Origin of the sequence: Paraburkholderia sp. BL23I1N1 (assembly GCF_003610295.1) — a bacterium.
Lineage (GTDB): Bacteria > Pseudomonadota > Gammaproteobacteria > Burkholderiales > Burkholderiaceae > Paraburkholderia.
In genome coordinates, this window is sequence record NZ_RAPV01000002.1 from 603,624 (window position 1) to 625,587 (window position 21,964).

At 61.6% G+C, this 21,964-nt stretch carries 11 protein-coding genes and 2 pseudogenes; 10 read left to right on the top strand and 3 right to left on the bottom strand.

The genetic code is table 11. From position 1 onward, the window contains the following. The first annotated feature begins 379 nt into the window (after nt 1-379). Nucleotides 380-2,122, top strand: coding sequence for a thiamine pyrophosphate-binding protein (locus tag B0G76_RS35385; protein ID WP_120297408.1), 1,743 nt, complete (start codon nt 380-382; stop codon nt 2,120-2,122). Between the two features lie 119 nt (nt 2,123-2,241). Here B0G76_RS35385 and B0G76_RS35390 read toward each other — a convergent pair whose 3' ends face one another. Next, complete coding sequence (locus B0G76_RS35390; RefSeq protein ID WP_120297409.1) at nt 2,242-3,975, bottom strand: methyl-accepting chemotaxis protein; 1,734 nt, start codon at nt 3,973-3,975, stop codon at nt 2,242-2,244. 482 nt (nt 3,976-4,457) lie between these two features. On the opposite strand from B0G76_RS35390, the gene B0G76_RS35395 reads away from it, so the two are divergent. From B0G76_RS35395 to B0G76_RS35425, 7 genes and pseudogenes are all read left to right on the top strand, one after another. Beyond that, nucleotides 4,458-5,030, top strand: coding sequence for a TetR/AcrR family transcriptional regulator (locus tag B0G76_RS35395; RefSeq protein WP_120297410.1), 573 nt, complete (start codon nt 4,458-4,460; stop codon nt 5,028-5,030). 56 nt (nt 5,031-5,086) lie between these two features. Beyond that, entirely contained in the window at nt 5,087-5,962 is an 876-nt protein-coding gene (locus B0G76_RS35400) for an SDR family NAD(P)-dependent oxidoreductase (RefSeq protein ID WP_120297411.1), read from the top strand. Nucleotides 5,963-6,012: 50 nt separating this feature from the next. After that, a pseudogene (locus B0G76_RS35405) lies at nt 6,013-6,675 on the top strand (NAD(P)H-binding protein); the annotation flags it as partial. A 339-nt stretch (nt 6,676-7,014) separates the two neighbouring features. Next, nucleotides 7,015-8,526 carry a sensor domain-containing diguanylate cyclase gene (locus B0G76_RS35410; protein ID WP_120298043.1) on the top strand — a complete coding sequence of 504 codons (1,512 nt, stop codon included), beginning with the start codon at nt 7,015-7,017 and terminating at the stop codon, nt 8,524-8,526. A 186-nt stretch (nt 8,527-8,712) separates the two neighbouring features. Continuing rightward, a complete protein-coding gene (locus B0G76_RS35415) occupies nt 8,713-9,327 on the top strand; it encodes a DUF2239 family protein (RefSeq protein ID WP_120297413.1) in 615 nt (204 codons plus the stop codon). 418 nt (nt 9,328-9,745) lie between these two features. Continuing rightward, nucleotides 9,746-11,311 (top strand): methyl-accepting chemotaxis protein, encoded by a 1,566-nt coding sequence (locus tag B0G76_RS35420; RefSeq protein ID WP_120298044.1) that lies wholly within the window; start codon nt 9,746-9,748, stop codon nt 11,309-11,311. Between the two features lie 317 nt (nt 11,312-11,628). After that, nucleotides 11,629-12,936, top strand: coding sequence for a solute carrier family 23 protein (locus B0G76_RS35425; RefSeq protein WP_120297414.1), 1,308 nt, complete (start codon nt 11,629-11,631; stop codon nt 12,934-12,936). A gap of 922 nt (nt 12,937-13,858) precedes the next feature. Here the strand turns inward: B0G76_RS35425 and B0G76_RS35435 are convergent. Continuing rightward, nucleotides 13,859-15,514, bottom strand: a complete 1,656-nt coding sequence (locus B0G76_RS35435; RefSeq protein WP_120297415.1) for a Na+/H+ antiporter — start codon at nt 15,512-15,514, stop codon at nt 13,859-13,861. 383 nt (nt 15,515-15,897) lie between these two features. Here B0G76_RS35435 and B0G76_RS35440 point away from each other — a divergent pair, with 383 nt between their 5' ends. Next, the gene (locus tag B0G76_RS35440) at nt 15,898-17,166 is read left to right on the top strand and encodes an EAL domain-containing protein (protein ID WP_120297416.1); all 1,269 of its coding nucleotides are present in this window, start codon (nt 15,898-15,900) and stop codon (nt 17,164-17,166) included. 112 nt (nt 17,167-17,278) lie between these two features. Then, a complete protein-coding gene (locus B0G76_RS35445; RefSeq protein WP_120297417.1) occupies nt 17,279-18,010 on the top strand; it encodes a copper homeostasis protein CutC in 732 nt (243 codons plus the stop codon). A gap of 145 nt (nt 18,011-18,155) precedes the next feature. Here B0G76_RS35445 and B0G76_RS35450 read toward each other — a convergent pair. Continuing rightward, nucleotides 18,156-21,744 (bottom strand): annotated as a pseudogene (locus tag B0G76_RS35450) (indolepyruvate ferredoxin oxidoreductase family protein). Nucleotides 21,745-21,964 lie beyond the last annotated feature (220 nt).

The window sequence follows — 21,964 nt, forward strand, 5'->3', positions numbered from 1 at the left end:
CGCGTCTGGGCATTCAGGCCGGACGACAACCTGTAGCAGAACGGACCGAGATTCGCCGCGATCCACGCGTGTCGTATGGTGCGATAGCACCTCGCAGCGCAAGCCCCAGCCAATGAGGCAATGCCCGCGAGCAACGTTGTAGCCGGGAAAGAGTACTCACGGATGGAGACACGGGCCCGTTTCAGGCGGGCTCGACGAAGCAGCACGAGACGCGACTGCAGCCGGTGTGCAGCGCGTTCAGGGCCGTCTCGCTGTCTCCACATACGGGCGTTGTGCCGCCGGCTTCGTCACGTTGCTCTTTCGAGGGCCACGCGCGACGTCCGGATGAGGGATAGCGAGATCCGATTATTGGTTTCTACTCGGATCGTACTCAAAAAACATGGAATCACACGCTACCCTCAATGTATCGACAACGGTCGTGAAGTCATTGGAAGTCGCGAAAATCGACCACGTCTTCCTCGTGCCGGGGAAGATGATCTACCCGCTGCTGGATGCAATCGACAAGTCGCCGTCGATTCGCGGAATTGTTTGCACGCATGAGACCAGCAGTGCTTTCATGGCTGACGGTTATGCACGAGCCAGCCGGAAATTCGGCGTGTGCGTGGGGATTTCCGGGCCGGGCACCATGAATTTCGTGCCCGGTATGGCGGCCGCTCACGCCGACCGGATTCCCATGCTCTATATTGCCGGAGGGGTTTCGTCGCGCGCGGAAGGCAAAGGCGCGTTCCAGGACGCTACGATGAGCGGCATTTTCGAAAGCGGCGTAGTAAGAAGTCTGGTGGAAAATGTCGTTGAACTAAAGAACAAGGACAATCTTCAGGCCGAAATGCGTCGCGCGACAGACGGGTTGAACTGGATGCGTCGAGCGCAGTCTTTCGTGAGCATCCCCGTCGACGTTCAACGGCAGGAAGTGCTACCCGGCCACGACGCATCACGGCAACCGTACGATCATGACGAGTTCAACGCCTGCGAGGTCCCCGCGAACCGTGCTGCGTTGGATGCATTGTGCGAGCAGTATTTGCTCAAATCCAAGAGGGTCGCCTTCCTGATCGGCAGTCGAGGCAATGACGCGGAAACCGCGAAGGTCCTGCTCGACGTGGCCGAAAAATTTTGCATTCCTGTTGCGACCACCCTATCGGGAAAGGGCGCGTTTTCTGAGGATCATGTCCTTTCGCTCGGCGTTTACGGATTCTCGGGCCACTCGCGGGCCGTTCGCGTGATCAACTCGGACGAGCTCGATGTCCTCGTCGTGTTCGGCAGCGACCTGAATCAGCGCGACAGCATGAACTGGACAGAGAAGCTTGCTGCCTGGAAGGAACTGATCATCTTCGACGACAGCTTCGACGCACCCGCGACAGGGCATGTCGCGCGCGGCAGAATTTTCTCCGGAATTGGCGCCACATTCCGCTTGCTATCGCAGATGGACACGAACCGGAGCGCCGACTTTCATACGGCGGTGGAAAGAAGAAAAGCATGGGTCGCCGAGGTCAACCAGACCCCCCTGTACGACTATAAGTTCGAGCAGCCGGGCGTACGGGGTGCGGATGGCGATCAATCGCTCTATACAGGAGACGTCGTCAAGCAACTGTGTCAACGCCTGCCGAAGGACGCAAACGTTGTCGTGGATTCCGGCGCGCACCGGATATTCATGGCTCACTACTGGCTCTCGTCGGGCATTGGCAACTATTTTTCGTCCAGCTCCCTCGCGCCGATGGGTTGGGCAGTCGCCGCCGGGATCGGCGTCAAGCTTGCGGCTCCGGAGCGTCCATGTGTCGTAGTGACCGGAGACGGATGCATGCTGATGCATGGAATGGAGATCCAGACCGCAGCCCGATACGGGATAAAGGTACTTTACGTCGTGCTGAACAATGCTGCGCATGGCGCGGTCCATATCGACGCAATCAGCAATGGCTCCATTCCGGAGCAGTTCAGCAAGCTCCCGAGTCATGACTGGGCCGCCTTTGCCGCTTCGGTCGGTGTCGCGGCGCGCAGGGTCGAGCGCCTCGATGACCTGGCCGATGCGCTGAGCGAGGCGTCCCGGCTAAACGGCCCATTCCTGATCGAAGTGATGACCGGCGTCTTTCCGGCACCGAATCGGTACTACGCGGAATGCGCGGCTTGACCGTGAAAACCTGCGCTGGATTCGGCTGCCATAGGGCGGGCGGGTTATAGGCAAACTCATTGCCAGTGACCGCGCCCGCTGCGTCGCCCGTGAGCGACGCGTCATCGGAAAAAACCCGCTTAGAACTTATCCCACCCGTCACCCGCAGCCGTCGCTCCCGCAGTCGCAAGCGCTGCAACGGGCGCAACTGCCTTAGCCGGCGCAACGCGCTTAGGGGCAACAGCAGCCGCGACCTCGCGACGCGGGGCTTCCCGACGGGCAGGGACCGCCGCAACCGCATCCCCAGCTGCGGCATCCTTCACCTGAAAAAACGCCACGGCTTCATTCAACTGCTGCCCCTGGTCTTCCATCGACCGCGAAGCCGCCGCCGCTTCTTCCACCAGTGCCGCATTCTGCTGCGTGACGTTGTCCATCTGGGTAATCGCCTGATTGACCTGCTCGATCCCTCGGCTTTGTTCAATCGATGCCGCCGCGATCTCCGACATGATGTCGGTCACGCGTGCGACCGCCTGAGTCACTTCGGCCATCGTCTTGCCCGCCTCGCCGGCAAGCGCCGAACCATCGCGGATCCTGCCCACGGAGTTGGCGATCAGGTCCTTGATCTCCTTCGCCGCGCTCGATGAACGTTGTGCCAGGCTTCGAACTTCGCTCGCGACCACCGCGAAACCCCGCCCTTGTTCGCCCGCCCGCGCGGCTTCAACGGCGGCGTTCAGCGCCAGGATGTTGGTCTGGAACGCAATGCCTTCGATGATGCCCGTGATGTCCGCGATCTTGGTCGAGCTATCGCTGATGTCGTGCATGGTGTTCACTACCTGGCCGACGACCTCGCTGCCCTTTTGCGCCACCGACGATGCATTCGCAGCCAGCGTGCTGCCTTGCTGCGCGTTGTCGGCGTTCTGCTTAACGGTCGAGGTGAGTTCCTCCATGCTGGAAGCGGTTTCCTGCAACGACGCCGCCTGCTGCTCGGTACGCTGGCTCAGGTCCATATTGCCCGCCGCGATCTGGCGCGCCGCGCCGGCGATGCTGGTGCTGCTGTCGCGCACACGTCCGACGATCGCCGTCAGCCGTTCGTTCATCTCGCGCAGAGCGGTCAGCAGTTTGCTGGTTTCGTCGTTACCGTCGACCGTGATACGCGTGCGCAGATCGCCTTCCGAAACGGTGCGCGCGACGTTGATCGCAAAACGCAGCGGTCCGGTCACGGCACGCGTAATTACCACGCACGCGCCGACGGCGAGCCCCAACGCGATGAAGCAGATCGCGATCAACAGATTGCGCTGGTTTTCGTAATGCGCCGTGTACTCGTTGACCAGTTGTTCCTGGCGCGAGCGCGTGTAATCGGCATACGTATTGGTCGCACGAATCAGCGAGGCAAGCAGCGGCCGGCAATGCTCGTCCATCTCGACGATCGCGTCGTCACGCTTGTTGGTCAGCGCGAGATTGACGATGTTGAGGGCAACCGGACCATACGCCGATTCGACCCGATTGATCTCGGCGACGAGGCTGCGTGCTTTCTCCGACGTATCGGTCGCGATCGCGATCATGTCGTTGAGCTTTTTCAGGTCGGTCTGCACGTCTTCGTGCGCGCGCGTCACATCGGCTTTCTCTGTTTCGAGGTCCTGAGGTTTGGTCACGAGCACGAGATTGCGTGCTGCGATCGCCCGGCGATCGACTGCGGTTCGGACCTGTACCGCCATATCGGCGCGTGCGTTGATGCCGTGCACGTAATTGGAAAACCCATCGGTGGAATCGCTCAGCGCCTTCAGGGAAAGTCCGGAAACCGCGACGACAATGAAGGACAGCATGCCGAAACCGACAATGAGTTTGGTCTTGATGGTGAGGTTTTTGAGTGCCACGATTATTTTTCTCCAAAAACGAAACGTTGAAGTGTTCGCAATGGACTCTCAGGTCCGGGCATGGGAGCGTCTATCTGGCTGCCGATCATCGCGGCAGCCCCGCGCGGTTGACCCCTCGCGCCTCCCGTAAGACGCGTCGCTAAAACACGTCGAACGTCGGGCATAAAATGGGTACCCCATCTACCGGTTATCGGTTCGGATTCCCACATACTGAAGGTATGAAGGGTATTCCTCTATCAAGCTTGCACGCGATGCGCGAAGAAGGCGCCATTTCTAGCCAGTTTGAATATATTTAGGTACACGGTGAAAACGTTCACCTTGCGTTTTCATTTCATATTCCGGGATGTGCTCAAACAGATGGCCGTCCGGCGAGCGTCAAGCAACAAAAAATAGCTTGAACAAACGAACGCCCATGATTATGATTGAGCAATCACTCATTTATTGTTTGCAGTCGAAGCGAACCACCTATCCACTGTCCACGTATGGCCCGTCCGAAAAGCGAAGACAAACGCAACGCCATCCTTGCCGCGGCCGCCGAGGTCATTGCCGAGCAGGGCTTGGGCGCACCCACTGCGCGTATCGCGAAACTCGCGGGCGTGGCTGAAGGAACGCTGTTCACTTACTTCGAGAATAAGGACGAGTTGCTGAACCAGCTCTACCTGGACATCAAGGCGGAGCTGCGCGAAGTGATGATGACGACTTACCCGAAGCAAGCCAGCGTGCGCGATCGCGTGCAACACGTATGGAACAAGTTTGTCGATTGGGGCGTGGCGCAGCCGCAAAAACGCCGGGCAATGGCGCAATTGTCCGTGTCGGAGCGGCTGACCGACTGCACACGCGCAACGGGCATGGAGTCCTTTGCGGACATCAACACGATGATTCAGGCAAGCGTAGCGAGCGGCGCCTTGCGTGATCATCCGCCGGCTTTTCTGTCGGCGATCATGGCGGCGCTGGCCGAAACCACCATGGATTTCATCGCTCGCGAACCGGCCAATGCCGACCGTTATCGCAAGGCCGGCTTTGAAGCGTTCTGGCACGCGATTGTCCAGAGCTAAATTTTTTTGTCTGATTAATGAGTGATTACTTGCTCATGTAAATTAAGGAGCGCACGATGTCGAAGGTCTGGTTGGTTACGGGAAGTGCCCGTGGGCTTGGGCGCGAAATTGTGGAAACAGCGTTGCGAGCCGGTGAGCGCGTCGTCGCCACTGCGCGCGATCCGCGGCAGTTGGCAGATTTGCTGGCGCGCTATGGCGAGCAGGTCCGGGCAGTTGCGTTGGATGTCACGGATCAGGAGGCGGCGCGCAACGCGGTGCAGGCCGCTGTCGATGCATTCGGCCGGCTCGATGTGGTTGTCAACAATGCGGGCTTCGGTCACCTGGCGCCGTTCGAGCAAGCTACCGAAGACGATTTCCGTGCGCAGATCGACACCAACTTCTATGGTGTGGTTAACGTCACGCGTGCGGCGCTGCCGGTGCTGCGCAAGCAGCGAGCGGGTCATGTGATCCAGATTTCGTCGGTGGGTGGCCGGGTTGGGATTGCGGGATTGAGCGCGTATCAGGCGGCAAAGTGGGCGGTCGGCGGGTTCACCGAGGTGCTCAGCCAGGAGCTCGCGCCGTTCGGCGTCCACGTGACTGCGCTCGAACCCGGCGGCATGAAAACCGACTGGGGCACGGAGGCGCGCGGCGCCATGCCGGAATTGCTGCCGGACTATGTGCCATCGGTGGGCGCCATCGTGGACATGCTGTCGCATCACATTGGGCATGAGACCAGCGATCCAGCGAAGGTTGCGCAAGTTGTCCTGAAGCTTGCGTATCACGATGCATTGCCGGCGCATCTCTTGCTCGGAAGTGACGCATTGCATTACGCGGGCGAAGGCGACAAGGCGCGCGCGGCAAGCGCCGAAGCCTGGCGAACGGTAAGTACCGCGACCGATTTCGCCGCGCCGGCGCAGTTGCCGGCGTTTCCCGCCGCATTGGCGAAAGCCTGAGCAGGACTAACCAACGCGCGCCGGCCGGGCGCGATCACGGAGCACGCATCATGAAGGTTCTGATTTTTGGCGCGACCGGTATGGTCGGGCAGGGTGTATTACGCGAATGCCTGCGCGCGCCCGACGTCGAGGCAGTTCAGACGGTTGGCCGCACCCGCACCGGTCAGCTCGATCCGCGCCTCGTCGAACTGATTCAGCCGGACCTGATGGACTACCGGGCGGTGGAAGCATCGCTAACCGGTTTCGATGCGTGCTTCTTCTGTTTTGGGGTGTCGTCCGCGGGCATGCAAGAGGCCGACTATGCGCGCCTGACCTATGACCTGACGCTGGCCGCCGCGCGCACGCTCGCCCGTCTCAATCCGCGGATGACCTTCGTCTACGTGTCAGGTGCGGGGACCGACAGCACCGAAACCGGCCGCAGCATGTGGGCGCGGGTCAAGGGCAAGACCGAGAACGCGCTGCAGCGGCTGCCGTTCAAGGGCGTCTACCTGTTCCGTCCCGGCGTGATTGAGCCGCTGAACGGCGCGCGCTCGAAGACCCGCTCGTACCGGCTGTTCTACACAACGGCCGGGTTTCTCCTGCCGATGCTGCGCGCGCTTTTCCCCAACCACATTCTGAGCACTGAAGACGTCGGCCACGCGATGCTGGCGGTCGCTCGCCATGGCGCCGCCAAAGCGGTTCTCGAGGTTGCCGATATCCGCGCGCTTAGCCGAGCCGCAACCGAGCCGGCGCTCGATCTGCACGCCGGCCTGAGGGACCCGATCGACGTGACGTCCGCGGGCCGCCCTGCTGCTTCCTGGGTGAAAGTGCGTGCGGGCGTAAAAGGCAGGCAAAAAATCTAACGTCCGTGCGGTTTCGGAGGCAGGACGAGAGCCCCTTCGGCTCGAGGCGCGCCATTGTTAAATTATTTCGCCCAATCCGCCAAAAACCCCGCCATTCCCCCGTTTGACGCGCTTGCGCCTCTGGTAGGCTACGGTTTCGTGGAGCGCGCCTTCCGGACGCGGCCAATCTCTTTACGCGCGCAGGTCCGCGCATGCTCGAACGAACAGCTCATGGTCACGCGCCGACCGAACATCGTGATTGCTATCAGTATCGTGCTGGCGAGCGCGATACTTGCGATTGCGGTGTGGGTCCTGGCGCAGATGCGCGATGACGCACTGCGGCGCGCACAGGATTCCGTCTTCAATGTCTCGCTGCTCGTCGAACGCGACGTGTCGCGCAATCTCGAGATCTACGATCTGTCGCTGCGGGCTGTCATCGACGGACTGAAACAACCCGGCGTGCTCGACTTGCCGCCGGCGATTCGCCAGATGGTGCTGTTCGACGGCTCCGCCAGCGCCAAAGACATGGGTTCGATTTTCGTACTCGACCCTGCCGGCAACGTCATTTTTGATTCGCAATCCACGCCTGCGCGCCAAATCAATCTCGCCGAGCGCGACTATTTTCAGGTTCATCGCGACTCTCCCAATGTTGGCCTGTATGTCAGCCATCCGTTCATGCCAAAGGTAACCGGCAAGGACGTGAGCATTGCGTTGAGTCGTCGTATCTCACGGCCGGACGGCAGCTTCGGCGGCGTGGTGGCCGGCACGATGCGGCTCACTTACTTCAGGCATCTTTTCGCCGGCATGAATCTCGGCGCGGGTGGTTCGATGGCGCTGATGCTGAATGACGGCACGATGCTGATGCGGCGCCCCTACGATCCGAAAATCATCGGCCGGGGTCTGGCTGGCACCGCGAACTACTCACGCTTCCTGCTGCAGCCGAGCGGGGACTTCTTCGGCACGGCGGCGATCGACGGTGTCGAACGCTGGTATGCGTTCCGCCATATCGATATGTATCCGCTGATACTCGACGTGGCGCTTTCTACGCACGATATCTACGTGGAGTGGCGGCATCGCGCGTGGATCATTGGCACGCTGATCGCGGCGCTCGACGTGGCGATCATTGCCCTTGCGGTCCTGTTCTCGCAGCAACTGCGGCAGCGCCGCGCGGTCGAAGAAGAGTTGCGCGTGCTGGCGAGCACCGACGGGCTGACCGGCCTGAGCAATCGCCGTACTTTCGAGGAACACGCCGAGGAGGAGTGGCCGCGCGCGAAACGCAACGGCTGGCCGTTATCGATGCTGCTGATCGACGTCGACACGTTCAAGGGCTTTAACGATCTATACGGCCATTCGGCCGGCGACGACGCGTTGATTGCCGTGGCGCGTTGCATCGGAGAGAGCGTGCGGCGGCCAGGCGATACCGCGGCGCGTTACGGCGGCGAAGAATTCGCAGTGCTGCTGCCGGATACCGACGAAGCCGGGGCGGCGTGTATCGCCGAGAAAATTCGCGCCGCGGTTCAGGCGCTCGAACTTCGCCATGTCTCGAGCTCGCACCATGTGCTGACCATCAGCATCGGCATTGCGTGCACCAGGAGCCAGGTCTTCGCCACAAGCCGCGCGCTCGTCAATGCCGCGGACGAGGCGCTCTACGAGGCCAAGGACGCCGGCCGCAACCGCGTGCTGTGCTACCCGGTGGCGGCGCGGGCGGATCGGCGCAGCGACGTCGTGTCGCCCGCGCGATGAGGCAGGACCATTTCATCGGTGCGCCGATGTACCTGTTCGCAGATCGAGCCGAGTTCGAGTAGAAAGCTGGCGCCGATAGACGGATGGCCTGGCGCGCGCCCGTCCGAATAATTTTATCCGGGTAATTAATTGCTTTTTATTTATACCCGGATATAATTCGACAAATTCATCTTTCTGGAGTTTGTCATGACCCCCCATCCTGCTACCTGTACCGCCTTCGAGGGGCACCGTCGCATTGCCTCGGGTCCCTTGGCCGAGGTGGCGCTCGTTGTACGAGAGGTGCTGGCGCGCGGCGAACAGGCGCCCGTGCTGATTTTCGACGACATCACGAGTCGCCCGGTCGAGTTTGATTTGCGCGGCACGCCTGAAGAGATTCTCGCGCGGCTGGCAAGCCAGGCGCCCGGCGAGCAATCCGCACCGATCGCCGATGCCGGAGAAGACGACACCCCGCGTGGCCGTGGCCGGCCCAAGCTCGGTGTGGTGGCAAGAGAGGTCACGTTACTGCCGCGTCATTGGGATTGGCTCAACGCGCAATCGGGAGGCGCTTCGGTTGCGCTGCGCAAACTGGTCGAGGCGGCGCGGCTCGCGGGCGAGGACAAGGACCGCAAACGCGCAGCGCAAGAAGCGGTGTATCGCTTCATGACCGCGCTCGCCGGCAATCTGCCTGATTATGAAGATGCAACGCGCGCGCTGTACGCCGACGACCAGGCGCGTTTTGACGACATTGTCGCGGCGTGGCCAGAGGACGTGCGAAGCCACACGCTCTGCCTTGCCGAAGATGCCTTCATCAGTCATCCATAAATTCGAACGCGCACTGAAGAGTGCGCCGCCAACGAAGCGTAGGGACGGACAAGGCAAAAAAAACCGCTCACACTGGGGGAGCGTGAGCGGAAAGTCGGAGAGTTACAACAACATCACATGCGCTCATGGGGGCGAACGCAGCAAACAAAGTTTAAAAGCTGAGCCCGTCTCCAACTATCAGACAAATCCCAATCGCTGCGCCGACCTGCGAAGCGCATGGATATAGCGATCCGGCCCCTTGCGCCAGGCATTGCTTACATCATCCTGTCCCGGTTATTCCCGGCATTTATCGCATCAAGTCTCTATTATGGCCGCCGTAAAAGAGGTGGGAGCGTCGCCACGAATCTAAAAAACGCGAAGTGTTTCGCGATGGCGCAGCGGCGTGAGCATCCCCTCAGGACTTATGAAGGATGGTGAGATGAAGTGGTTCGACCGCATGACCGTATTCAGGAAACTGCTGTTGGCGTTTGCCGTTGTGATCGGGTTCTGCGTCGTGATCGGCGGGACTTCGCTGAAGACGCTGTCGTCGATGCACGACATCACCGACGCCATCTGCGACCAGCACATGAACGGCCTCTACTGGATGGAAGAGGCGAACCGCCACAAGATCGATTCCGATCTTGCCGCCGCGAATCTCGGCTACGCAGCCGACGACGCCGGTCGTCAGAAGTTGAAGGACAGCATCGTCGCATCGCTCAAGGAGATGCATGCGGCCTACGACCAGTATCGGGCGACCAACGCTACAGCCAAGGGTCAGGAGATGTTCGACGAAGTGCTGCGCAAGTCGGCGGTGTGGGAGGGCATCGTGCATCAGCAGATCGGTCTCGAACCGATTCCGGCCGGCGTCGACAACAACGAACTCGTGCGCCGCGCGATTGCGTCGAGCGAAGCGCTGCGCGACCGCATCACGGCGCTGATCGACTATCGCCGTCAGCAAGCCAACGAAGCCCAGCAGGAGGCAGGCGCGGATTATCAGCACATGCGCATCGTGATGCTCGCCCTGGTGTTGGGTGCGATTGCCGTGGGCACGTTGCTCGCGACGGTGATCGCGCGGCGGCTCGCGCGTCAACTTGGCGGTGAACCGGATTACGCGATGCACATCGCCAACCGCATCGCCGACGGCGACCTGAGCGTGCGTGTCGAGACCCGTGCGGGCGATTCCGGCAGCATGCTGTTCGCGCTGCGCAACATGCGTGAGCGGCTCGCGGGCATCGTATCGGGGATCAGCGAGTCGAGCGAATCGATCCTGATGGCCTCGGGCGAGATCGCACAGGGCAACACCGATCTGTCGCAACGCACCGAAGAACAGGCGGCCGCGTTGCAGGAAACAGCGTCGAGCATGCAGGAATTGACCTCGACCGTGAAGATGAATGCCGAGAACGCGCAGCAGGCGGGCGGCGTCGCGCATGGCGCGTCGGAAGTGGCCGCGCGCGGCAGCGGCCTGGTCGGCGATGTGGTCGAAACGATGCGCGAGCTGGCAGCGGGTTCGAAGCGCATGACCGACATCATTGCCGTGATCGAAGGGATTGCGTTTCAGACCAACATTCTCGCGTTGAATGCAGCGGTGGAAGCGGCGCGCGCCGGTGAACAGGGCCGCGGCTTCGCGGTGGTGGCGGGGGAAGTGCGCTCACTGGCCCAGCGCAGCGCGGTGTCGGCCAAGGAGATCAAGGAGCTGATCGAAAGTTCGACGGCGCGCGTGGGCAGCGGTGCTGAACTGGCCGAGCGCGCCGGTCAGACGATGGCGGAAGTCACGCATGCGGTGAAACGCGTGACCGACATCATGGGCGAGATTTCGTCGGCGTCGCAGGAGCAGAGCACCGGCATCGAGGAAGTGAACCGCGCGGTCGCGCAGATGGACGACGTGACCCAGCAGAATGCTGCGCTGGTCGAGCAGGCGGCGGCCGCGGCGGCATCGATGGCGGACCAGGCGAGGCAATTGCAAGCGGCGGTCACGGTGTTTTCGCTGGACGCGCGGCAGGGTTGATCGAGTGGATGAAGACGAGGGGCGTTGCTGACTGCGCAGGTCATCGTTAGGGCGTGACTGTTTGCGCCGGGTGATGGATCAGGGGGCGCTGCTCGCGGTAGTGAGAACCGGGGGCATGGTTGCTCGCGTCGGTGATAGATCAGGGCGGTGCCTGGCAACGTTCGCGATATTTGGCGGCGCAGCGTGCGTAGCGCTCTTTGCGCGATTTTTGCCGCCCTTGCCAGGCCTGGTGGCTCTCCGTACACTCGCGCGTAATTCACCGACGGCGCAGTGACCGGCGCCGCCCACCATAACGCCGACAGAGGAGAACCCCCGCCATGGCCGATTCCTACTTCCCACGCTGGCGCGCCCAGCCGAACGCTGCCGAGGGCCGCATTGTCGGCACCGACGAACGGCTTGCGTGGCCGCAGATGTTGGCGATGGGCGTTCAGCACGTCGTCGCGATGTTCGGTTCGACCGTGCTTGCGCCGTTGCTGATGGGCTTCGATCCGAACCTGTGCATCTTTATGTCGGGGATCGGCACGCTGTTGTTCTTCGTGCTGGTGGGTGGTCGCGTACCGAGTTATCTCGGCTCGAGCTTCGCGTTCATCGGTCTGGTGATCGCGGTGACGGGGTATGGCGGTCACGGTCCGAACCTGAACATCCCGGTGGCGTTGGGCGGGATCATTGCGTGCGGGGTGGTGTACGCGATCATTGGCCTGATCGTGTCGGCGGTCGGCACGACGTGGATTGAAACGTTGATGCCGCCTGTGGTGACCGGGGCGATTGTCTGCGTGATCGGGCTGAATCTTGCGCCGATCGCGGTGCATGGTGTGAGCGGCAGCAACTTCGATGCGTGGATGGCGCTGGTGACGGTGCTGTGCGTCGGCGCGGTCGCGGTGTTTGCGCGCGGCATGCTGCAGCGGTTGCTGATTCTGGTTGGTTTGCTGATGGCGTACGTGATTTACGCGATCGTCACGAATGGTCTCGGCATGGGTAAGCCGATCGACTTTGCGATTGTGGCGAATGCTGCGTGGTTTGGTATGCCGCACTTCACCGCGCCGGTTTTCAACTTTCAGGCGATGACCTTGCTCGCGCCGATTGCGGTGATTCTTGTTGCTGAGAATCTTGGGCACATTAAGGCTGTGAGCGCGATGACCGGTCAGAACCTGGACCGTTACGTCGGCCGTGCATTTCTCGGCGATGGACTCGCGACGATTGTTTCTGGTTTCGCCGGGGGCACTGGGGTGACGACGTATGCCGAGAACATTGGCGTGATGGCTGTGACCAAGATTTATTCGACGCTGGTGTTTGTTATTGCTGCGGTTATTGCGCTTGTGCTGGGTTTTTCGCCGAAGTTTGGGGCGGTGATTCAGACTATTCCCGGGCCGGTGCTTGGTGGGGTGTCGATTGTTGTGTTTGGGTTGATTGCTGTGACTGGCGCGCGGATTTGGGTTGTCAATAAGGTGGATTTTTCTGATAACCGGAATTTGATTGTTGCGGCGGTGACGCTGGTGCTGGGGGCTGGGGATTTTTCGCTGAAGCTGGGTGGGTTTGGGCTTGGGGGGATAGGGACTGCTACCTTCGGGGCGATTATTTTGTATGCGCTTCTGAGGAGGCGGGCGGCGCCAGGGCCCGTGGCTTAAGGTTTGGTTTTTTTGCCTGCTCGGCGCTTTTGGGTTGTTCGCTTGTGGTGTTGGCCTTTCCTTGTTTTCTTATTGGTCTATTAGCGTTCCCCCTGTGCGGGGGGCACCTACTTTTCTTTGCCTGCCGCCGCAAAGAAAAGTAGGCAAAAGAAAGCGGCTCAAACCGCCAGCTTATAAGCGGGTCCCCCGCGCAGTTGCGGTAGTGGTGCATCTGGAATCTGTGTTCTCGCACATTCGGCGTGAGTGACAAGGCCGTCATACCTCCGGCGGCGCGGCGCGCGCCGACGCGTACTTCATTGAACCGTCTGTTGTTTTTACGTTTAGCAAAACTGAATAAAGTCGCCCGCATTATTCGATGTCGCGCACTCCATAAAGCTGACTGCCGCATTTGATGCTCGCGGTATTTCACACCAAACGGTGTGCGGTATTGATGCTCGCAGTACTTCACGAAACTGCCGGCGATATTCGATGCCCACGGTACTTCAGGAGGTAGCTTGCCGTCTTCAGCGTGCCGCACTTCAGATATTGTTAGGTATGTATGCCGTCGGGGGCGAAACACCGGGTCCGTCGGCATCTCACCGAGGCGCGGCCGATGGCCCCCGCCAAGTCCAACCGAAGCCCGAATTTCCCGATGAACCCTTCCGGCGAGCACGTAGTGCGAGGCGGGAAGCATGACTGCCTTGTCACGAACGTCGAATGTGCGAAGACACAGATTCCAGATGAACCACTACCGCAACTGCGCGGGGGACCCGCTTATGAGCTGGCGGTGTGCCCCGCACAGGGGCAACGCTAATAGACCACTAACAAAACAAGGAAAGGCCAACGCCATAAAAACACAGACAACCAAGCACCGCGCAGGCAAAAAACCAAAGCAATCCTCAAGACCAAAAAAACTGCCCCCGCAAAGGCAAACCCCAACCCTTCACTTCCTCCGAACAGTCAACGCGGTCTCCGCCAAATCCACCTCCCGCATCAACTTATTCAAAGTCTCATCATTAATCTCCTGAGAATTGCGCATCGCCAGCAGCGCCTTCCTCTCAGCCCGCATCGCCGCTATCTTCATCCGAAATTCAAGCGCATCGGCACGGCGCGCCAACTCACGTGGCTCCTGCTCCTCATCGAGCGTGGCGAGCCGCCGCCGATACACATCCATCACCCTCGCGGTGACATCCGCGGCATAAGCCGATGCCGACTCATCAAGATGCGCACACTCCACATCGTGCACCTCATCGACCGCGCGAATCGCCGCTTGCGCCGCCGTCGTGCGCGCCAGCGCTTCCTCCGCAGCATGCGGATCCTTGCCCCGCCGCCAGCCCCTCAACAGCAACGGCAACGTCACCACCGCCACCAGCAACGAAAAAAGAATCACCCCCGAGGCAATGAAAATTGCCAGATCCCGTCCCGGTAGCGGTGCGCCCCCCGGCAACAGCTCGGGCAGCGACAACACGCCCGCCAGCGTCACCGCACCACGAACGCCGGCCACCGTCATCACCGTCACCGTGCGCAATCCGGGCACGGCGTTCGCCACGCCATGCTTCGTCGCGCCGCGGCTCGCGAACCAGCGCAGCAGCCATACCCACACAAAGCGCAGCGCGTAAAGCGCCGCCGCCACCGCGGCGATGTAACCAATCAGCAGCCACACCTGCGCGTTGCTGGTCTCGTGCGCGTCGAACAACGCCCGGCCAAGAATGTGCGGAAACTGCAGCCCCAACAAAATGAACACCATGCCGTTGAAGACGAACTCGATCATCGTCCACGTGCTGTTCGCCCGCACTCGCGACGACACCGGCCCGACGTTCACAATGCTCGCGTAGTTCATCATCATGCCGGCCGAGACCGCCGACAAAATGCCCGAGAACTCGAAGCGCTCGGCAATCAGGTAAGCCGCGAACGGAATCAGCAGGGTCATCACGACACCGGGCGCGGGATCGCCTTCTTCGTTAAGGCTCAGAAAGCGCGCCGACACAAAGCTGAATACCCAGCTCACCGCCGCGCCGGTCGCGAGACCGCCCGCCGCGATGATCACGAAGCTGATCGACGCGTCGCGTAGTGAAAACACCCCCGTCAGCGCCGCGGCAATCGCGAACTTCAACGCGACAAGGCCCGAGGCGTCGTTCATCAACGCCTCGCCTTCAAGGATATGCATCAGCCGCCCGGGAATCTTGCCCTTGCCGACGATGCCGGAAAGCGCCACCGCATCGGTCGGCGACAGTACCGCGGCCAGCGCGAACGCAACCGGCAGCGAGATCGACGGCACCAGCGCATGCACGAAATACCCGACCGCCAGGACGGTCATGAAAACCAGGCCGAGTGCAAGCATCAGAATGGAGCGGCGCGCCATGAACAATTCGCGCTTGGGAATGCGCCATCCATCCGCGAACAGCAGCGGCGGAATGAACAGCATCATGAATATTTCCGGATCGAAGGTGACGTGCAGCCCGAGCCTCGGCCATGCGAGCAATGCGCCAGTCGCGATCTGCACGAGCGGCAGCGGCAAGGCAATCGGCAGCATCCGGATAACGACGCCGGAAGCGGCGACGGCGAGCAACAGAATCAGTACGGTAAAGACAATATCCATCGGGCTATTTCTGGAGATATAACGGCGCGTCCTTTGCGAATGACGACGATACCGTCGCAATTCGGCCAAGAGGCGTGCATGAGGCGCAAGGCCGAAGTTTAGCCCGACGACGCGGCACGTCATCGCCAACCCGGCACGCTCTTCCGAGCGCGGGTGGCCAGCCTCCCGGTAAGGCAATGCACCTTAACGGTGCGCGTCACGCTCGCGGGCGGCGCATAGTCCCTGTCGCCGGTGCAAACGGACATGCAAATTTCCTTCGAATGTGCGCCGGCACGCGCACGGAGCTTGCTTAAGGAATATCGATGAAGCACATTTTGGGAATCGGTGCCGAGGTTGTTCGCTTCCGCGTTCGGACCGGCCCGGCTCTCGCGTGAGAGGATTGCATGACGATTGCGCAACAGGAAAGGACGGCCAGCGCGCCGCATGGTTTCGATGTCGAAGTGACGTCGGGGCTCGAACGTTTTTCGGCGCAGCATGGCGAGCTGACGTTGACCAGCGTGTTTCAACCGATTTTCAGCCTGTCGCATATGCGGGCGGTCGGCTACGAGGGGCTGCTGCGCGCGCACGACGCGCTCGACCGGCCCGTGTCGCCGCTCGACGTCTTCGGCGAAGCGGCGCGTCTGGGCGACGTGCTGCAAGTCGACCGGCTCGCCCAGACCTTGCATCTGGAGAACTTCAAGGTGCTTGGCGCGGAGCGCGAATGGCTGTTTCTGAATGTGCACCCCGGCGCGCTCACCGATCCCTATCTTGCCGCCGCTTTGCTGGCCAACCTCCGGCGGCTCGACTTGCCGCCGCGGCGGATCGTGCTCGAGGTGCTCGAACAGCGCGCGGAAGATCTCGAACGTCTCGCCGACGCGGTGCGCCAGTTCCGTGAGCGCGGCTTCCTGATCGCGCTCGACGACTTCGGTGCTGGTCACTCGAACGTTGAACGGATCTGGCAGCTGAATCCCGATATCGTGAAGCTCGACCGCATCATGCTGTCGCACGCCGCGCATCGTGCGGATATGGCGACGATCCTGCCGGGGCTGGTGGCGTTGCTGCACGAAGCGGGCAAGCTGGTGCTGATCGAGGGCGTGGAAACGGAGCATGAAGCGCAGATGGCGCTCGCCTGCGACGCGGACTTCGTCCAGGGTTTTTTCTTCGGCCGACCGAACCCCGGCGCGGCCGATGCGGCGCACGCCATGACATGCATCAGCGAAGTCACCGAACGCTATCGCGATCAGGCCGAAGCGCGCGAGCGCCGCAACACGAGCCGTCTCGCGCCGTACCTGCGGGCGTTCGAACGCGCCGCGGAACGGCTCGCCGCCGGCGAACCGCTCGAGGAAGTGTGCTGGAATTTTCTCGCGCTCGATCATGCCGCGCGCTGCTTCCTGCTCGACGCGAAGGGCCGGCAGGCGGGCCGCAACGTCGTGTTGCGCGCCGATCGCGCGGCGCATGAAACGCGCTTTTTGCCGCTCGCGGATGCGCAAGGGGCGAACTGGCTGCGTCGTCCGTATTTCCGCGCGGCGATCAGCGCGCCGGAACGCGTGCATGTGACGCGCCCGTATCTGTCGATCAACGAGGCGTTGCCGTGCGTGACGCTCTCGGTGGCGACGCGTGTCGGTGACCAGACGTGCGTGTTGTGCGGCGATATCGATTGGATCGAGGAATAACGATCCGGACGGTCCGACTGGCAGCGTGAATCAGCAGTTCTGGTGGCTCAGATTGCGAGGGCGCGCGGCGGTTCTGAGATCATGTCGTTTTTAACGACACTCAGCCGCGCCTATGTCAGTCCTACTCGAAGTCATCGCCACGACCGTTGCCGACGCCCGGCTTGCCGTGCAGGCGGGTGCGAACCGCCTTGAACTCGTCACCGCGATGGGCGAGGGTGGTCTCACGCCGAGCATTGGGTTGATCGAAGCGGTGGTTGCAGCGGTTGAGATCCCTGCAGCCGGCGTATCAACGGCCGCCGCTCCAGTCAACGTGATCGTGCGACCACATAGCCGCTCATTCGTCTACGACGCCGACGACTACGCCGTGATGCTGCGCGACGTGCGTGCAGTCAAAGCTGCCGGTGCGAACGGCGTGGTGATCGGCATGCTGACCGCAGACGGCGAGATCGATCGCGAAGGCCTCGCGCGCGCAATCGATGCGGCCGATGGTCTCGCCATCACGTTCCACCGTGCGTTCGACGAAACGCGCGATCTGCAACAAGCGCTCGACGTGCTGCTCGGTTTCGACGCCGTGACGAACGTCCTGACCTCGGGCGGCAAACCGTCGGTACTGCAGGCGGAGTCGATCGTGCGCGATCTCGTACGGCAAGCATCCGGCTCACATTGCACGGTGCTGGCGGGGGCGGGTTTGACGGTTGATGCCGTGGCCGGCTTCGTGAGCGCGACGCAAGTTCAAGCGGTTCACTTCGGTTCGGGCGTACGTGTTGGCGGCAACGGCCTCGCTCCCGTCGATCCGGTGAAAGTCGCGCAGGTGAGAATCATGCTGGACGCAATGCATAGCTGAATCATCGAGCAAAGACCAGCTCCATCGAACAACCCGCAAAATAATAAGCGCTGCTGAACGCCACGCGTAGCCAAACCATCAGGCAAAAAAATGCCGCTTCGAGGTTCAACCCGAAGCGGCATTTCTCATCCAGGCAGCGAAAGATTTACTTCGCGACGACCACTGGAATGCCGCGCAACTGCCCGGCACCCTTCACCTCTTCCAGCGACTTCTTCACCGAAGCGCCCGTCGCCGCTTCAATCTGCAAGCGCGCAGCAAGGTCACGCTCGCCGCGCTTCACACCGGCGAGATTTGCCAGCTTCACGTGACCATAACCGCGTACACGCGCATGCAGATCGGCGAGCTTCGCGACGTCTTCGAGCGTGTTCATATTGAGCTTCGAGAACGCGCGTTGCATCGTGGTTTCGTAGTCGCCGGCGAGTTCGCGCTCCATTTTGCGCTCTAGAGTGCGGCCAAACGGATCTAGCATCGTGCCACGCAGACTGCTGAATTTCGCCATCACGCCGAGCACCGGCCACATCCACTGACCGAAAGTCCTCTTGGTCGGATTCACACCTGATTGAGGACGCGCAAGCGTCGGCGGCGCGAGGTTGAACTTGATACCGAAGTCCTTGCCCGCGACACCTTCGAATTGCGCTTCCAGTGCTTCACGGAAGGCCGCGTCCGTATGCAGGCGGGCCACCTCGTATTCGTCTTTCACCGCCAGCAGGCGATAGAACGTTGTCGCCACGGCCCGCGTGATGCGTTCGCTCTTTGCATCAACCGTGGTTTCCGCACGACGCGCCGCATCGACCAGCGCGCGATAGCGCTTCACGTAGGTCGCGCCGCCGTACGTTTGCAGACGGCCCTCGCGATGCGCGATCAGTTCGTCGAGCGTATCGACGCGCACCTCCTGCTTCGCCAGATGCCGTGCCTGCCACAGCGATTCTAGCGCAGCCGGGTCTTCCGCCGCCACACGCCCGATCGAAAACGCCAGCTGATTCATCTGCACGGCAACGTTGTTCAATTCGATCGCGCGCATCATCGCGGCGAACGACACCGGCACAAGACCGAGTTGCCAGGCATAACCGAGCATCAGAATGTTCGCGCCGATGGTGTCGCCGAGAAAACGCGTGGCGAGTGCCTGGGCGTCGCACGTCGACATGCGGTCTTCGCCGGCCGCGTGGCGCATCTTGTCGATCAACGCATCGGCATGCAGCGTCGCGTCCGGATTCTGCACGAAGGTCGCGTTCGGAATGGCGTGCGTGTTCACGACGATGCGCGTGCGGCCATGACGCACCGTTTGCAATGCATCGGCGCTCGCGCCCACCACCATATCGCAGGCAAGCAGTACGTCGGCCTGTTGCGTGTCGATGCGGACCTGGTTGAGCCACTCGTCGCGCGCGGCGAAACGCACGAACGACAGCACCGAGCCGCCCTTTTGCGCGAAGCCCATGAAGTCGAGCACCGACGCGCTCTTGCCTTCCAGATGCGCGGCCATGCTGATCAATGCGCCGACCGTCACGACGCCCGTGCCACCAACGCCCGTTACCAGAATGTCGTACGGCGCGGCATCGAGATGCCGCGCGGGAATCGGCAAAGCGTCGACGCGTGCGGCGAGCGCGGCCGGATCGAACGCGGCGCCCGCGGCTTTCTTCAGCTTGCCGCCTTCCACCGTAACGAAGCTAGGGCAGAAACCGTTCACGCAGGAATAGTCTTTATTGCAGGACGATTGATCGATGCGGCGCTTGCGCCCCAACGCGGTCTCCACCGGTTCGACCGACAAACAGTTCGATTGCACGCCACAATCGCCGCAGCCCTCGCAGACTTCCTCGTTGATAAAGAGCCGTTTGTCCGGATCGGGAAACTCGCCTTTTTTCCGGCGACGCCGTTTTTTCCGCCGCACAGGTCTGGTCGTAGATCAGCACGGTGACGCCGTCGGTATCGCGCAATTCGCGCTGCACGGTATCCATTTCGCTGCGATGGTGGAAGGTCGTGCCCTTCGGAAACTGATCGTGATGGCCGTCGTATTTTTCCGGCTCGTCGCTGACCACGACGAAGCGCGACACACCTTCAGCCTCCACCTGACGCGCGATCTGCGGCACGGAGATGCTGCCGTCGACGGGTTGACCGCCCGTCATCGCGACCGCGTCGTTATAGAGAATCTTGTACGTGATGGTGGCATTCGCGGCCACCGCCTGGCGGATCGCGAGAATGCCCGAGTGAAAGTAGGTGCCGTCGCCGAGATTCTGGAAGACGTGGCGCGTTTTCGTAAACATCGAATGCGAGGCCCAATCGACGCCTTCACCGCCCATCTGAATCAGGCCGGTGGTGTCGCGCTCCATCCACGAGGCCATGAAGTGACAACCGATCCCCGCATGCGCGATCGAACCTTCAGGCACTTTGGTCGACGTGTTGTGCGGACAGCCCGAGCAGAAATACGGCGTACGCTTCACGCTATCCGCTGCATTCGAGAGGATTTGCGGCGCGACCAGATCGACCACGCGCTCGCGACGATCGAGCGCCGGCTTGTGCTTCGCGAGCCAGTTCGCGAACACCGGCAGAATGCGCGAGGGCCGCAACTCACCGAGCGACGACAAAAGCAGCGTGCCGTCTTCGGCGTTCTTGCCGACCACGATCGGCCGCGTGCCTTGCGTGCGGTTGTACAGATAGTTTTTGATCTGTTGCTCGATGACAGGGCCCTTCTCCTCGATCACGAGCACTTCGGACAAACCGGACACGAACGCGTCGATGCGCGTCATTTCCAGCGGAAACGACAAGCCGACTTTGTAGATCCGCACGCCGGCCGCTTCCAGATCGGCGACGGTCAGATCGAGCCGGCGCAGCGTCTCCATCAAGTCGAGATGCGCCTTGCCGCACGTCACGATACCGACGTTCGCATGCGGACTCGGCGAAATCCATTTGTCGATGCTGTTGGTGCGCGCGAAATGACGAACCGCGTCGAGTTTCGCATGCATCCGCGATTCGATGGCCAGGCTGGGCAGATCGGGCCAACGGTTATGCAGGCCGCCGCTGGGACCTTCGAAATCCTGTGGAATCGTCCATTCAGTTTGCAGCGCATCGAGGTCGACCGTGGAGCCGGATTCGACCGTTTCCGAGATCGCCTTGTAGCCGACCCACGCGCCCGAGAAGCGCGACAGCGCCCAGCCGTACAGGCCGAACTCGAGCATGTCGGCAATGTTCGACGGATTCACCACCGGCATATGCCATGCCATCAACGCGAAGTCGCTCTGATGCGGCATCGACGACGACACGCAGCCGTGGTCGTCGCCCGCCACCACCAGCACGCCACCGTGCGGCGACGAGCCGTACGCGTTGCCGTGCTTCAGCGCATCGCCCGCGCGATCCACGCCGGGGCCCTTGCCGTACCACATCGCGAAGACGCCCTCGACGGTGCGTTCCGGGTCCGATTCCACCCGCTGCGTACCGAGCACCGCGGTGCCGCCCAGTTCTTCGTTGATCGCCGGCAAAAAGCGAATATCACTCGCGGTGAGCAGTTTCTTCGCTTTCCACAATTGCTGGTCGACCATGCCAAGCGGCGAGCCGCGATAGCCGCTGATGAAGCCGGCTGTGTTCATGCCGTGCGCGCGGTCGGCTGCGCGCTGCATCAGCGCAAGGCGCACCAGCGCCTGGGTGCCGGTCAGGAAGATCCGGCCGCGCGTGGCGGTGAGGTTGTCGGACAGCTTGTAGTCGGCGAGAGCGGGCGTGCCGTCGATGGGCAGGCGAGCGGTCATGGGTGAGTCTCCGGTGTTTTGCATCCGCGCGCCGTGGATGGGGACCACAAAGGGTGACGCGGCGAAAGAGACTCTATTTTTTAGCGCCGATTGGAGTGGATTTTTTCTACTTGTTCAGGCGTTCAACGAAACAGCGCGACGGGTCGCGCGTTTTAATGAAGTTTTGAGATGGATCTGCCACGCAGCGGACCGGTTCGGGTATGCCCTGGTGCGTGGCGCG

Excerpts from the sequence above, each read along its gene's own strand:
- B0G76_RS35400 (WP_120297411.1), top strand. The coding sequence starts at position 5,087 with ATGTCGAAGGTCTGGTTGGTTACGGGAAGTGCCCGTGGGCTTGGGCGC.
- B0G76_RS35395 (WP_120297410.1), top strand. The coding sequence starts at position 4,458 with ATGGCCCGTCCGAAAAGCGAAGACAAACGCAACGCCATCCTTGCCGCG.
- B0G76_RS35415 (WP_120297413.1), top strand. The coding sequence starts at position 8,713 with ATGACCCCCCATCCTGCTACCTGTACCGCCTTCGAGGGGCACCGTCGC.
- B0G76_RS35410 (WP_120298043.1), top strand. The coding sequence starts at position 7,015 with ATGGTCACGCGCCGACCGAACATCGTGATTGCTATCAGTATCGTGCTG.
- B0G76_RS35385 (WP_120297408.1), top strand. The coding sequence starts at position 380 with ATGGAATCACACGCTACCCTCAATGTATCGACAACGGTCGTGAAGTCA.
- B0G76_RS35420 (WP_120298044.1), top strand. The coding sequence starts at position 9,746 with ATGAAGTGGTTCGACCGCATGACCGTATTCAGGAAACTGCTGTTGGCG.
- B0G76_RS35435 (WP_120297415.1), bottom strand. The coding sequence starts at position 15,514 with ATGGATATTGTCTTTACCGTACTGATTCTGTTGCTCGCCGTCGCCGCT.
- B0G76_RS35445 (WP_120297417.1), top strand. The coding sequence starts at position 17,279 with ATGTCAGTCCTACTCGAAGTCATCGCCACGACCGTTGCCGACGCCCGG.
- B0G76_RS35440 (WP_120297416.1), top strand. The coding sequence starts at position 15,898 with ATGACGATTGCGCAACAGGAAAGGACGGCCAGCGCGCCGCATGGTTTC.
- B0G76_RS35425 (WP_120297414.1), top strand. The coding sequence starts at position 11,629 with ATGGCCGATTCCTACTTCCCACGCTGGCGCGCCCAGCCGAACGCTGCC.